This window comes from Halobellus rarus, assembly GCF_024494595.1.
Lineage (GTDB): Archaea > Halobacteriota > Halobacteria > Halobacteriales > Haloferacaceae > Haloquadratum > Haloquadratum rarum.
Genome location: NZ_JANHDI010000006.1, coordinates 41,268 through 53,966, shown reverse-complemented (window position 1 = coordinate 53,966; position 12,699 = coordinate 41,268). Strand labels below are relative to the sequence as shown.

Below are 12,699 nucleotides of genomic sequence, written 5' to 3'. Positions count from 1 at the left end.
TGCACTGGCTTTATTGTCAGCGCGAATCGATTTTCGACCAGCCAGTTCAGACTCGACTGGAAGTTCAGACAATGCCCGACAAACCTAGCATCTTAGTCCCGTTACGTGTTCTCGAGGGGGAATCAATTCCGGAGGGTATTCCCGAACTCCTTACGAACGCACACGTCGTCCTGCTTGGCTACCACGTCGTGCCGGACCAGACCGCGACCGATCAGGCGCGATATCAGTTCGAAGATCAGGCCAACCGCCGTCTCGACGATTTCTCGGCGATACTCGAACACGCGGGGGCGACGGTCGAATCCCAGCTCGTGTTCACTCACGACGGGCAGACGACGATCGATCGGGTGACAGACGAGCGTGACTGCCTCGCGGTACTGATTCCAAACGCGACGAGACCGGTGGAGAACGTACTCGTCGCGATCCGCGGGGTCATCGGCGTCGACCGGTTTGCTCGCTTGGTTGCGGGGCTGTTCGCGACGGTCGACGTCGACGTGACACTCTATCACGTCGCTGGCGAGGACGAAACTGACGCGGACATGGAGACGCTGCTCGACGGGGTTGCGACTCGGCTCTCAGAGGATGGGGTCTCCTCGGACGCGATCGATATCCAAATCTCGCGGGAGGGCTCTCCGCAAGAGATGATCGTCGATACTTCCGACAACTACGACGCGGTCGTGATGGGGGAATCCGACCCATCAGTGACGACCTTCCTGTTCGGGATGACCGCAGACCAGGTCGCCAAGCAGTTCCTGGGCCCGGTGTTCGTGATCCAGCACGGGGAACTGGACGATGCCGAGGAGACTGACACCGAGTGAGTGCTCCGGCAAACCGCGCGTGAAAGAGCGTGGGAGGCCGAGTAGCCGCGCAGTACCTTGTTCTTCTGCATCTACCGCCTCTCGTGATAGCTGCCCGCAGTTCGTACTGCATTCGCGCGGTGCGTGCAGCAGTAGCCGGATCAGGTCATCAAACCCTGTCAGAAGCGCGGTGACCGATACAGAGCATTCAGCGAGGTATCCCGCATACAGACATAGAGTCAGCAGCGTGTCACCGACCACGATAACACCCGTGCCGGGACGCGTGGTGGTACGTGTTACTCCGCTGCCTCTTCGGAGAGATTGAGTTCCGCGAAAAGGCGTGCGGTGATGATCTGTTCGATCATATCGAGCAACTGGGCGTCGTCGGACGTGTAGTCAGCAAAGATACCGAGCGGGATTTCACCGCCCGCGACGTCGTGATGACCACCGCCACTCCCGACATCGTCGAACGCCTCGTTCAGTATATTACCGACGTTCACCCGCGCGTCTGGTGACCGAGCGCTGAGGTGAATAGCGTCGTTGACGAGTCCGAAGACGATGGCGGTTTGAACGCCCTCTAATCTCACAAGATAATCGACGGCTTGGGGAAGCGCATCTCGCTCGGTCGTCCGACCGACGTGAGAGACGAGTACCGCGCCGTTTATTCGTCGATTGTCGATCGCGGTGGAGATGGCGTCAAGAGTCCCCCCAGAAACTGACGGGGTTGACAGTTGCCGGATCATCTCTTGATCCGCGTACTCGTGAAGGTACCCAGCCGCATCATACTCCTCGTTGGTCGCTCCGCGGAGAAAGTCGAGAGTATCCGAACGGATGGCGAACAGGAGTGCCGTCGCAAGATCCGCGTCCAGATCGACGTCGAGAGCGCGCACGTACTCCGTAAGAATCGTCGCAGCGGCACCCAGCTCCTCACGATGATCGACGAACCGGGCGTCAATCTCCTCGGCGGGATGATGGTCGATCACGATATCTACGTTCGTCTCCGGGGGAACCGTGTTGTTCTCGCCCGGGGTGGAGTGATCGACGAATGCGAGTAACGAGTCCGGTTGGCGGTTCTGGACGACCGTGGGTTCGAACGGTCGGAGGTCGATATCGAGGAGATTGACGAATGCCCGGTTCTGCTGGTGGGAGATATCGCCGCTGTAGAGGATCTGCTGTTCGTCGATCCCAGCCGCAGCCGCGATCCGGCCCAATGCGAGTGCGCTCGCGAGGCAGTCCGGGTCTGGGTTATTGTGGCAGACGATGTTGATCTTGCTGCCCTCCCCGAGAAGTTGGTGAAGTTGTTGTGCGTGGCTCATCTCCCCACATCTACGATCTCTATACAGTTACAGTACAGGATATGTAAGCGCAGCTGATACGTATGTCATTCATACGGGACGGTCTACAGAGTTGGATCGAGTTAGAGCAGATGGTGTAATACTGCCACTCATACACCGTTAGCTGTGTCCGGTCCCGTCTTTCCAGCGTTGTCAGTGAAAGCCACTCACCGAGCAACGATTACGGGAATGGGCGACCGGCGGAACACTTTCTGGGCGACGTTCCCGACGACCAGCCGATCGGCCAACGAGCCGCCGTGGCTTCCGATTACGATCGCATCGAAGTCATCGGCCCGGTTCAAAATCGCCCGGGCCGGATGCCCCAGTTGAACCTCGGTGGTGATGTCGACATCGTACTCGGCAGCGAGTTCCCGGGCACCATCGGAGACCTCCTTCGCGCGCTCCTCGGCGGCCCCTTCGAGATCCACCTCGAGAGCGAGTCCCGTGGCTTCGCCCCCCCACGGTGACGGTCCGCCCACGACGTGCAAGACGGTGATCTCCGCGTCAGGATGGTTCTCGAGGGCGTACTCGAGCGCTCGCTGAGCCATCTCCGAGTCGTCCATCGGTACGAGAATTCGTGAGATCATACGATGAGTACGGACGTGAGCTGAATAAAACGGCAGGTCGCTCGTTCGGATTTACGGGTTGTATTGTTTCTGCTGCACCCGCGCGCTATATCCCACACGTTGGGAGAGATATCAGGTACTCATTAATTCCGAGCGGGCGATCCCGAGTTTAGCAGTCCACGGGTAAGGGTGCCCCTCTCGACCGAAATCTCTCACTGGTTCCGCGACCGGTGTGATCTCTGCCGGTGTCTGGCGCTATCCGAGGACTCGTCACTCTGGAGTGAATATTATGGTTTTGACACCTAATGCTGGTTAGTATGAACCGGCGAACACGTCTCAGTATCTATTACCTCGTTATCGTCGTCAGCGTGCTCTCCGGGTTCGTGGTCCTCTACAACTACGGGATGGCCACGTGGGAGGGGCGGCCGCAGCCGCTGTATCGATCGATCGAAGTCGTCGTCCAGACGGTCACCACTGTGGGCTACGGGGGGGACGCCCCCTGGTCGAGCCCCCAGATGAACTACCTCGTCTCTCTGATGGCTCTCTCGGGGCTCGTGCTCATCTTCGCTGCGCTCCCGGTACTCGTCGTGCCCCTCTTCGAGGACGCGTTCCGATCCAACGCCCCCTCGTCGGTTCGTGGGATCGATGATCACGTCGTGCTCTGTAACTACGGGCCTCGTGAAGAGGTCCTCATCGACGAACTCACCGAGCGAGGCGTCGAGTACGTCATCATCGAGGACGACCGGGAAGTCGCGAACGACCTGTACACCTCGGGTTACACCGTGATCTTCGGAGACCCCGAGTCAGACGCGACACTCCGCTCGGCCCGGCTGGAGCACGCCGACGCGCTGATCGCGAACGTCGACGACGAGACGAACCCGAGCGTCCTCCTCTCCGCGCTGGAGGCCAATCCTGACGTACGGACGATCAGCCTGACCGAGGACCCGACCACCGCGGACTATCACCGGTACGCGGGGGCCGACCACGTGCTCTCGCCCAGGCGAATTATGGGGGGGCAACTCGCGAGCAAAGCCGTCGGCACATTCGATCCGGAGGCCACCGAGGCCGTCGAGATCGACGAGGGCTTCGACATCGCGGAGTTCCCCCTCCAGAACGGGAGCGAACTGATCGGCCAGACCATCGCGGACAGCGGCGTCTTCGAACGGACGGGAGCAGCTATCATTGGGGTGTGGATCCGGGGGGATTTCCAGAGTCCACCCCCACCGGATGCCCGGTTCGATGCCCGAAGTGTTCTCGTTGCGACCGGCAGAGAGGTGGAACTCGACCGACTGAAGGAGATGACCCTTTCGGAGGGACGTCACCGGCGGGGAGACGTCGTCGTCGCGGGGACGGGTATCGTCGGACGGGCCGTCACGAGCGCACTCACCAGTGCCGGGGTCGCGTACACGACCATCGACCTCGCGGACCGCCCGTCCATCGACGTGGTCGGCGATGCGACGGACCGAGACGTCCTCCGCGAGGCGGGAATCACGGACGCCGGTACCGTCGTGCTCGCGTTGCCGGACGATACGACGGCGATCTTCGCGACGTTTGCGATTCGTGAACTAAATCCCGGGATTGAGATCATCGCCCGAGCGAACGAGCACGAAAGCGTGTCGAAGCTGTATCGCGCCGGCGCGGACTACGTGCTGTCGTTCGCGGCCGTGAGCGGGCGGATGCTCGCGTCGATCGTGCTCGGTGAGGAGATCCTCTCCACCGGGACGCAGCTGAGACTCATCCGGACGACGGCTCCGGGTGCTGCTGGCGAATCGCTCGCTGACGCGGACATCCGTAACCGGACCGGATGTACCGTCGTCGCCGCCGAACGGAACGGGAGCGTGATCACCAATCCCGAGGCCTCGTTCGTGGTTGAATCCGGGGACGAACTCGTGGTCGCCGGGACCGACGAAAACATCACCCGGTTCCAGGCCGAGTTCGTGTAACTGGTCTTCGGCCGGCTGACGATGGGCCGGGCGTCCGGGAGTTCTCCAGCTCACGTGGAGAACCGGTCGGGAGGTCGGCTCACAGCAGGAGGCCGGAGAGGAGGTACGAGCCGACGACCGAGAGCGACGGCGTGAGGATCCAGAGAATGACGATTCGGCTCGTCGCCGCCGGATCGAACAGGCTCTCGGCGATCAGTTCCTCGATGTCCTCCTCGCCGATCGGGTGATTGATTGGGGGTTCGAGCTGTCTCGCCCGTAAAGGAGGCCGTGAAACCGGTCGGCGGTTTTATTTGACAGCTGAAACTACCCTTGTCGTATGACCGAACGGCCCGTCGACGTCGAGCCAGGGGGTCAAAACGTTGCCGGCGAGACACCCGTCGAGGAGCCAGAAGCCGTCACTGACGACACAACCGTCCACGACGACGACGTCGAGCTCGAACGGACCATCGGGCTGGTCGGCGGGCTGGCGATCGGGATCGGGACGATGATCGGGGCGGGGATCTTCGTCTTCCCGGGACTGGCGGCGGATAACGCGGGGCTGGCTGCCACCCTTTCGTTTGCAATCGGGGGACTGATCGCGTTGCTCGTGGCGCTGCCGACCTCCGAACTCGCCACGGCGATGCCCCGGAGCGGGGGCGGCTACTACTTCATCTCGCGGGGAATGGGGACGGCCTACGGGGCGATCGTCGGCCTGGGGCTGTGGCTGGGCCTAATGTTCGCCTCCGCGTTCTATCTCGTCGGGCTCGGCCACTACGCGAGCGCCGTCTTCGCCGAACTCGGTGTCGCGCTCCCGTTCAGTCCCGTCATCGGGATCGGACTGTTGTTCGGCGCCGCACTGACGGCATTGAGTATCGGCGGCACCGAGAACACCGCGAAGATCCAGAACGTGGTGGTGGGGGTTCTCCTCGTGGTGCTCACGGGCTTTCTCTCGTACGGCGTCCTCGACGCCGTGGGCGTGTTCGGTGGGGGATCCGTTCCGGAGCAGTTCTTTTCCAGGGGCTACTTTCCGGTGTTGACGACCGCGGCGCTCGTGTTCACGTCGTATCTGGGGTTCGCCCAGGTCGCGACCGTTGCCGGCGAGATCAAACAGCCGGGACGGAACCTCCCGCTGGCGATGGTCGGGTCGGTCCTGATCGTCACCGTCTTTTACGTCGTGACGATCTTCGTCGCGACCAGCGCCTTCGGTGCCGACCGGTTGGGACAGTTCGGGGAGACGGCGATGGTGGAAGTGGCCCGGGACTTCCTCGGGCTACCCGGCGCGGTCGCGATCCTGGGTGCCGGGCTGTTGGCGACCTTCTCGAGTGCGAACGCGTCGATTCTCAGCGCCTCGCGGGCGGTGTACGCTCTGAGCCGCGACGCCCTGCTCCCACGGAAAGCGAGCGAGGTGAACCTCAGGTACGGCACGCCACACGTCGCGCTCCTCGCCGCCGGTGGCCCGATTCTGGTTCTCGTCGCGACCGGCCAGGTCGAACTGCTCGCGGAGGTCGCCTCGTTCCTCCACCTGATCATGTACGGGCTGATGTGCGTCGCCCTGATCGTGTTGCGGCGGCGGAATCCGGAGTGGTACTCGCCCAGTTACCGGGTCCCGGGCTATCCAGTGGTTCCAGCCGTGGGTGCGCTGGCGAGCTTCGGACTGATCGCCTTCATGCAGCCCGCGTCGATAGGGATCGGCATCCTGGTCATGCTCGTGTCGTACCTGTGGTACCGTTATTACGCTGGGGACGTCACACTCAAGGGGGATATCTAACCATGACGGACCGACCATCGATACTCGTCCCGATTCGCGTGCTCGAAGGCGAATCGGTCCCCGAGGGGGTTCCCGAACTCCTCGCGCACGCCCACGTCGTCCTGTTGGGATATCACGTCATCCCGGAGCAGACGGCGCCCGGACAGGCGCAGATGCAGTTCGAGGACCGAGCCGGGGAGCGGCTCGACGAGTACGAGACGATATTCGAGGCGGCGGGCGCCACCGTCGAGCGGCGACTCGTGTTCACCCACGACGGCCAGAAGACGATCGACCGGATGACGACCGAGCACGACTGTAGGGCCGTGCTCGTTCCGAACGCCACCGGGCCGGTCGAGGACGTGCTCGTCGCCGTTCGTGGTGCCGTGGGGGTCGACCGCCTGGCGCGCGTCGTCGCAGGTCTGTTCGGGGAGACGGACGCGTCGGTGACGCTGTACCACGTCGCCGGGCCGGACGAGACGGACGAGGACGTCGGGACACTCCTGGAGGGGATGGTGAATCGGCTGGAGGAGCAGGGCATAGACGCCTCGAGAATCGAGACGCGTATCGACCGTGATCAGGAAGCACTCGATGCGATCATCGAGACGGCCGACACGTTCGATACCGTCGTTATGGGTGAAACTGATCCGTCGTTATCGACGTTCGTCTTCGGTATGCCTGCCGATCAGGTTGCCGACCGGTTCCTCGGCCCCGTTTTTGTCGTGCAACGCGAATCCACTCTCAACGAGGAAGAGGGATGAGGTGAAATCCCCTCATAACTCTCCGTATCGGGTACGGGGGCGACCGGTCGTCGTACCGTGCTACAGTTCCTCGTAGGGTTGCACGACGACGAAGCCCTCCGTTCCCTCGAAGTCCATCTGGTAGCGCTCGCCCGACTCCTGGCCGACCATATCCGAGAGGCTCCGGTTCACGCTGACGTTCGGACTCGTTCCGCTCCAGGCGACGGTCGCGCTCGGGTCGGTCGCCACCGGCGGTTCCAACACGAGCGGGTCCCCGTGGGTGGTGAGCGCCACGTAGCCGGGACCCTGCAGGAAGACGTTCGTGAACCCGCCCGCGAACGAGCCCGCGAGGCTGTCGATCGTACTGATCTCGTAGGAGACGTCCGATTCGAAGGCCAAAATGTCCTCGCCGTTGACCGTGATCGAGTCCTCGGCAGCGAGTTCGAGCACCTGGACCTTCTTCTGGTGATCGGCGAGGTACACGTGTCCACTGCCCTCGACTTCCATCACGGGCGTCCCTTCGCCGGTCGCCGCCTCCTTGATGAAGCCGGTGATCCCGCCCTCTGCAGAGGACCGTCCGGTGAACGACAGATCGCCGGTGTACGCGATCATCGACCCGGCCTTCGCCGTCACCGATCCGTCGACTGCCACGTCGAGGGTATAGCTGTTCTCCAGTTGGAACGATTCGTCGGACGTCGTGGGTACGTGCTCGGATTTGAACTGTTGGACGTTCATCGTGGGACTGAGTCGATTCAGGGCGACTCGTCGAGGACGTCTCGCTGGGAGAAAAAGAAACTACGGGTCGTCGATCACTCGATTCCCCAGACAGTGTGCGAGCCGGTTCGCAGTCCGTTGCAAACGCCGCGGTAGGGTCCCACCGGAGAGGGTGAATCCCCCGACGAAAAAGCCGCAAATTTGTTCAGTACAATTATTCATCATATGTATTCACCAATAGTGTTCATTAGTGTTGTTCACGAACAAGTCGTGTCGAGGGGTTGGTCCGGTCGTGTTCCGAATTTAGTGTCATAGCAACCAAAGTGTACACCCATCAGTGACGAAAACGATTTGTATCAATGGTTGAAATCCATTGTATGCGTTCATTTCCTTTGTTCATTGAAGATATCCATTAGTTGTATTCATTATCTATGTTCATTTGTTCTGTTAATTAATTGTATTCATTACACACACTATTTGGATTCACCCGTTTTGTGAATCCAAGAACTGGGCCGGCGAACATTCAAGATGGAGGGCTCCGTTGAACACGACGATGCTCGCATACTCGACCTACAGCGAGGCCGGTGGGGTCGGAAAAACCACGACGGCCGCGAACCTCGCGGTCGCCCACGCGAGAGCGGGGCTGAAACCCCTGGTTGTCCCGCTCGACCCGCAGGACGGCGACCTCTCGCGCCTGTTCGGCGTCGACGATCGGCGAACCGAATCGGTCGACACTCTCGTCCGCCACATGATCCGACGGCCGAAGGGCGACTTCGGGGACCTGGTCCGGACCGTCGAGGGCGTCGACATCATCCCCGAACACAATATGCTCTCGGACCTCGCGGAGTATCTCCAGCGAGAGAAAGAGCAGGCCGAGGCGATGGGAGAGGCGTTTGGGGTCCACGCCCAACTCCTGCGCGTGCTCCGGGAGGCGGGCGTGCCCGACGAGTACGACGTGTTGATCTGTGACCCGCCGGCGACGGAGGGACCGCACCTGTACAACGCGATCAACGCGACCAGATCGCTCGTCATCCCGATCGAACCGAGTGCGAAAGGCCAGGCTGCCGTCGAAGGCTTAGAGGAGCTCGTCGCGGGATTCGAGGAGCAACTCGACGTCGAGGTGGGGGTCCTCGCCGCGATCCCGATGGGATTCAAGAACACGCGAGACCAGCGCTCGATCCTCGAGGCGATCGACTATCCGATCCCGGAAATCGTCGGCGAGCGAGCGTCGCTGATGGAGGGATGTTGGATGCAGCAGTGCTCGGCGTTCGAATACGTCCGCGAACACCGAAACCGCCGCCGCGATTACGAACTGGAGACGCTGGCACAGTTCGACCGATTGGCCAGGTACTTGGAGCGGGAGGTCGGACTCGAGGCCCCGAATCCCCCTGAACCGGGGGACGTCGACCACGAGGTGATGACGGCATGACGGGGATGAAACAGGGAGCCGGCGAGAACCCCTTCGCAGACGATTCCGTCGACGACGAGACGACCGAACCAGTCGCCGAAGACGCACAGAGTGACGATTCCCCCGCCGAGACGGAGGAGCAGACAACCCAAAAACCGATGCAGATCCCCTACAAGTTTCGACGCGACGGCGTCCAAGAGGGTCGAAACCGTGTGCCGCTCTTTCTCCAACCGGAGACGAAGACGGCGGAGCGAGAGATGCTCCGGGACCTCGAGGACCACTTCGACGACGACGTCTCTCTGACCGACCTTCGGGAGGCGCTCGTGATGGTCGGACTCGAGCACCGCGAGGAGATAGAGGCACAGCTAGAGGAGTGGGGATACGGGATGACGTTCGAGTAGCCGAGATCTGTGGCGGCTCCACAATCGGGATGAATCATATACTGATATATTCAGTTCAGAGAGACTCGAAGTTTCAGCGGAGATCGTCACCGACTCGTAATTCGTTCACCGACGGGAGATCGACCTCAGGCGGACCCGATCGTGGCCATCGGGAGAACTTCGTGAGACGTTCGGTACCGCTGAGCCTGAACAGATCGGATACGGCGAAACCACACCGAGAGAACCGAAGCGGGACCAGACCGAACGGCCCCGACGTCAGGCTGTACGCGGCGATACCGAACCCGGAGTATCTATCGGACGAGATATTATTCGGTCCCGGGCGGACCATCCTCCGAGGTTGAATCGACCGGTTCGATAGCAGCACGCGAGGAGTCGACCCACTCGTCGATGTTCTCGGCGACGTAGTCCTGTCGGCCGAGGCCGACGGCGAGTCCGATCCCGATCGCTAATGCGATCGCGAGTGCGCCGAAGAACGCGACCACGAAGGCGGTGAACAGGTTGGTGAGGACGGCGATCTCGAAGCCTCCCGGCTCAGCTCACTCGAGGTCGAAGCGATCGAGTTTCATCACTTTGCTCCACGTGTCCACGAAGTCCTCGACGAACTTCTCTTCCCCGTCGTCGGCTCCGTAGACCTCCGCGACGGTGCGGAGTCGGGAGTTCGAACCGAAGACGAGGTCGACGCGCGAACCTTTCCACTCGACCTCGCCCGTCTCGCGGTCGCGCAGCTCGAACACGTCCTCCTCGTCGGAGACCGCCTCCCACTCGTAGTCCATATCGAGCAGGTTCACGAAGAAGTCGTTCGTCAGCGTCCCCGGTCGGTCGGTGAAGACACCGAGATCCGATCCCCCGTAGTTCGCGCCCAGCGCTCGCATACCGCCGACCAGAACCGTCATCTCGGGGACTGTCAGGTCCAGCAGTTCGGCCTTGTCCACGAGCAGCTCCTCGGCGGATTGGTCGGCCTCGTCGCCGAGGTAGTTGCGGAAGCCGTCCGCGTCCGGTTTGAGCGCCTCGAACGACTCGACGTCGGTCTGCTCCTGTGTGGCGTCCGTCCGTCCCGGCTCGAACGGGATCTCCACGTCGTATCCGGCGTCCGCGGCCGCCCGCTCGACGGCCGCGTGACCGCCCAGGACGATCAGGTCCGCGATCGAGACCCGCGTATCGCCGGACTGCGAGCTGTTGAACTCCTCCTGGATCTCTTCGTAGGTCTCCAGGACAGTGCTCAGCTCAGCCGGCTCGTTGGCTTCCCAGCTCCGCTGGGGTTCGAGTCGGATTCGGGCTCCGTTCGCGCCGCCGCGCTTGTCGCTGTCGCGGTACGTCGACGCCGACGCCCAGGCGGTCTTGACCAGCTGGGAGATCGACAGTTCCGACTCGAGGATATCCGCTTTGAGCTCGGCGATCTCCGACCCGCCAATCAGGTCGTAGTCGGCGTCGGGGAGGGGGTCCTGCCAGACCAGCGTCTCCTCTGGGACCTCCGGGCCGAGGAATCGGGTCGGCGGACCCATATCGCGGTGGATCAGCTTGTACCACGCCCTCGCGAAGGCCTCCTGGAACGCGCGCGGATCGTCGCGGAAGCGTTCGAGGACCTCGCGGTAGTCGGGATCCTTCTTCAGCGCGACGTCCGTCGTCAGCATCATCACGTCTTCTTTGTCCGCCGGGTCCTGGACGCCCGGAGCGGCGTCGTCGAGTTCGCCCCCTTCCGTGGTCCACTGCCACGCGCCACCGGGGCCTTTCTCCGGCACCCAATCGTAGGACAGCAGGTTGTTGACGTAGCTCATGTCCCACTGGGTCGGCGTGGTGTTCCACGGACCCTCGATACCGCTGGTGATGGTGTCGGGGCCCTTCCCCTCGCCGAAGTCGTTCTCCCAGCCGAAGCCCTGCTCCTCGATGGGGGCGGCCGCGGGCTCGGGACCGACGTGCTCTTCGGCGTCGTCGGCGCCGTGGACCTTCCCGAAGGTGTGCCCGCCGGCGATGAGCGCGACCGTCTCCTCGTCGTTCATCGCCATCCGATCGAACGACTCCCGGATGTTCTTCGCGGAGCCTTCGACGTCCGGTTCGCCGTTGGGTCCCTCGGGGTTCACGTAGATGAGACCCATCACGGTGTTCCCGAGGGATCCCAGGATGCTCCCATCCTCGTCGAAGCGGTCGGGCGAGGTGGTCTCCCACTCGTCTTCGGGACCCCAATCGACGGCTTCGTCGGGCCTGAAGTCGTCTTCACGTCCACCGGCGAAGCCGAACGTCTCGAACCCCATCGATTCGAGTGCGACGTTGCCTGCGAGGACGATCAGATCGGCCCACGAGAGCTTGTGGCCGTACTTCTCTTTGACCGGCCAGAGGAGTCGGCGGGCCTTATCGAGGTTCACGTTGTCCGGCCAACTGTCTATCGGTGGGAGACGCTGTCGGCCGCCGGACGCGCCGCCGCGACCGTCAGTGGTGCGGTACGTGCCGGCGCTGTGCCAGGCCATCCGAATGAACAGCGGCCCGTAGTGTCCGTAGTCGGCGGGCCACCAATCCTTCGAGTCGGTCATCACCGCTTCGATATCCGATTTTACCGCCTCGAAGTCGAGTTTTTCGAACTCCTCGGCGTAATCGAAGTCTTCGCCGTACGGACCGACGTCGCCGGCGTTCTGGTCGAGAATCTCCAGTGGCAGCTGATCCGGCCACCAGTCTCGAGTGGTCTTACTCATCAGTAGCCGATTGTTGCGTTAGCATATTAATGCTGTCCTATTCGGTAAGGAATTCTTCCCTGTTGCTTACGCACTTTATCGTATCCACAATTTTTTTCAGTTGAGGGTTCACGATGGATCCAGCACGATCCGTCGAGACCATCGGTATGTGATAGTACGAGCTAATTAGTCAGTAAGTTCTGGAGGAGGAGAACGAACTGGATGCCTCGGAAGCGCCCCCGACTCCCGGCGGTGTTCCCGCGGCCACAGTGGGACTCGGACAGCTTCCCCCCGTCGGTGCCAACGGCCGACACTCGTCGCGGGAGCGCTCGGCGGGGGCCGAGTCGTGCTGTCACTGCTGTCCCGTCGGCGTGTCCGTAGCAGATACCGGTGCTTCCGAGTTCGACGTGGAG

General features: G+C 62.2%; 11 protein-coding genes. 6 read left to right on the top strand and 5 right to left on the bottom strand.

Features of this window, described 5'->3' with window-relative positions; translation table 11 throughout:
* The first annotated feature begins 71 nt into the window (after positions 1 to 71).
* Complete coding sequence (locus NO876_RS07205; RefSeq protein ID WP_256421012.1) at positions 72 to 815, top strand: universal stress protein; 744 nt, start codon at positions 72 to 74, stop codon at positions 813 to 815.
* Between the two features lie 275 nt (positions 816 to 1,090).
* Here the strand turns inward: NO876_RS07205 and NO876_RS07200 are convergent, their stop codons facing one another.
* Positions 1,091 to 2,110 (bottom strand): DHH family phosphoesterase, encoded by a 1,020-nt coding sequence (locus NO876_RS07200; protein WP_256421011.1) that lies wholly within the window; start codon positions 2,108 to 2,110, stop codon positions 1,091 to 1,093.
* A gap of 185 nt (positions 2,111 to 2,295) precedes the next feature.
* Complete coding sequence (locus NO876_RS07195; RefSeq protein WP_256421010.1) at positions 2,296 to 2,715, bottom strand: universal stress protein; 420 nt, start codon at positions 2,713 to 2,715, stop codon at positions 2,296 to 2,298.
* A gap of 296 nt (positions 2,716 to 3,011) precedes the next feature.
* On the opposite strand from NO876_RS07195, the gene NO876_RS07190 reads away from it, so the two are divergent.
* From NO876_RS07190 to NO876_RS07180, 3 genes are all read left to right on the top strand, one after another.
* Entirely contained in the window at positions 3,012 to 4,637 is a 1,626-nt protein-coding gene (locus NO876_RS07190) for a potassium channel family protein (RefSeq protein ID WP_256421009.1), read from the top strand.
* 316 nt (positions 4,638 to 4,953) lie between these two features.
* Positions 4,954 to 6,384, top strand: a complete 1,431-nt coding sequence (locus NO876_RS07185; protein WP_256421007.1) for an APC family permease — start codon at positions 4,954 to 4,956, stop codon at positions 6,382 to 6,384.
* A 2-nt stretch (positions 6,385 to 6,386) separates the two neighbouring features.
* The gene (locus NO876_RS07180; protein WP_256421006.1) at positions 6,387 to 7,121 is read left to right on the top strand and encodes a universal stress protein; all 735 of its coding nucleotides are present in this window, start codon (positions 6,387 to 6,389) and stop codon (positions 7,119 to 7,121) included.
* Positions 7,122 to 7,181: 60 nt separating this feature from the next.
* On the opposite strand, the gene NO876_RS07175 is transcribed toward NO876_RS07180, so the two are convergent.
* On the bottom strand, positions 7,182 to 7,835 hold the full coding sequence (locus NO876_RS07175) for an AIM24 family protein (RefSeq protein WP_256421005.1): 654 nt from the start codon (positions 7,833 to 7,835) through the stop codon (positions 7,182 to 7,184).
* A 532-nt stretch (positions 7,836 to 8,367) separates the two neighbouring features.
* Here NO876_RS07175 and NO876_RS07170 point away from each other — a divergent pair.
* Positions 8,368 to 9,243, top strand: a complete 876-nt coding sequence (locus NO876_RS07170; protein ID WP_256421004.1) for a ParA family protein — start codon at positions 8,368 to 8,370, stop codon at positions 9,241 to 9,243.
* On the top strand, positions 9,240 to 9,623 hold the full coding sequence (locus tag NO876_RS07165) for a DUF7970 domain-containing protein (protein WP_256421003.1): 384 nt from the start codon (positions 9,240 to 9,242) through the stop codon (positions 9,621 to 9,623). The genes NO876_RS07170 and NO876_RS07165 overlap by 4 nt, the downstream gene beginning before the upstream one ends.
* Before the next feature lie 305 nt (positions 9,624 to 9,928).
* On the opposite strand, the gene NO876_RS07160 is transcribed toward NO876_RS07165, so the two are convergent.
* Positions 9,929 to 10,105, bottom strand: a complete 177-nt coding sequence (locus tag NO876_RS07160) for a hypothetical protein (RefSeq protein ID WP_256421002.1) — start codon at positions 10,103 to 10,105, stop codon at positions 9,929 to 9,931.
* A gap of 54 nt (positions 10,106 to 10,159) precedes the next feature.
* Positions 10,160 to 12,307, bottom strand: coding sequence for a catalase/peroxidase HPI (gene katG, locus NO876_RS07155; protein ID WP_256421001.1), 2,148 nt, complete (start codon positions 12,305 to 12,307; stop codon positions 10,160 to 10,162).
* Positions 12,308 to 12,699: the final 392 nt, after the last annotated feature.

Bases quoted from the DNA above. Each gene is read 5' to 3' on its own strand.
- NO876_RS07205 (WP_256421012.1), top strand. From the start codon at position 72: ATGCCCGACAAACCTAGCATCTTAGTCCCGTTACGTGTTCTCGAGGGG.
- NO876_RS07200 (WP_256421011.1), bottom strand. From the start codon at position 2,110: ATGAGCCACGCACAACAACTTCACCAACTTCTCGGGGAGGGCAGCAAG.
- NO876_RS07195 (WP_256421010.1), bottom strand. From the start codon at position 2,715: ATGATCTCACGAATTCTCGTACCGATGGACGACTCGGAGATGGCTCAG.
- NO876_RS07190 (WP_256421009.1), top strand. From the start codon at position 3,012: ATGAACCGGCGAACACGTCTCAGTATCTATTACCTCGTTATCGTCGTC.
- NO876_RS07185 (WP_256421007.1), top strand. From the start codon at position 4,954: ATGACCGAACGGCCCGTCGACGTCGAGCCAGGGGGTCAAAACGTTGCC.
- NO876_RS07180 (WP_256421006.1), top strand. From the start codon at position 6,387: ATGACGGACCGACCATCGATACTCGTCCCGATTCGCGTGCTCGAAGGC.
- NO876_RS07175 (WP_256421005.1), bottom strand. From the start codon at position 7,835: ATGAACGTCCAACAGTTCAAATCCGAGCACGTACCCACGACGTCCGAC.
- NO876_RS07170 (WP_256421004.1), top strand. From the start codon at position 8,368: ATGCTCGCATACTCGACCTACAGCGAGGCCGGTGGGGTCGGAAAAACC.
- NO876_RS07165 (WP_256421003.1), top strand. From the start codon at position 9,240: ATGACGGGGATGAAACAGGGAGCCGGCGAGAACCCCTTCGCAGACGAT.
- katG (WP_256421001.1), bottom strand. From the start codon at position 12,307: ATGAGTAAGACCACTCGAGACTGGTGGCCGGATCAGCTGCCACTGGAG.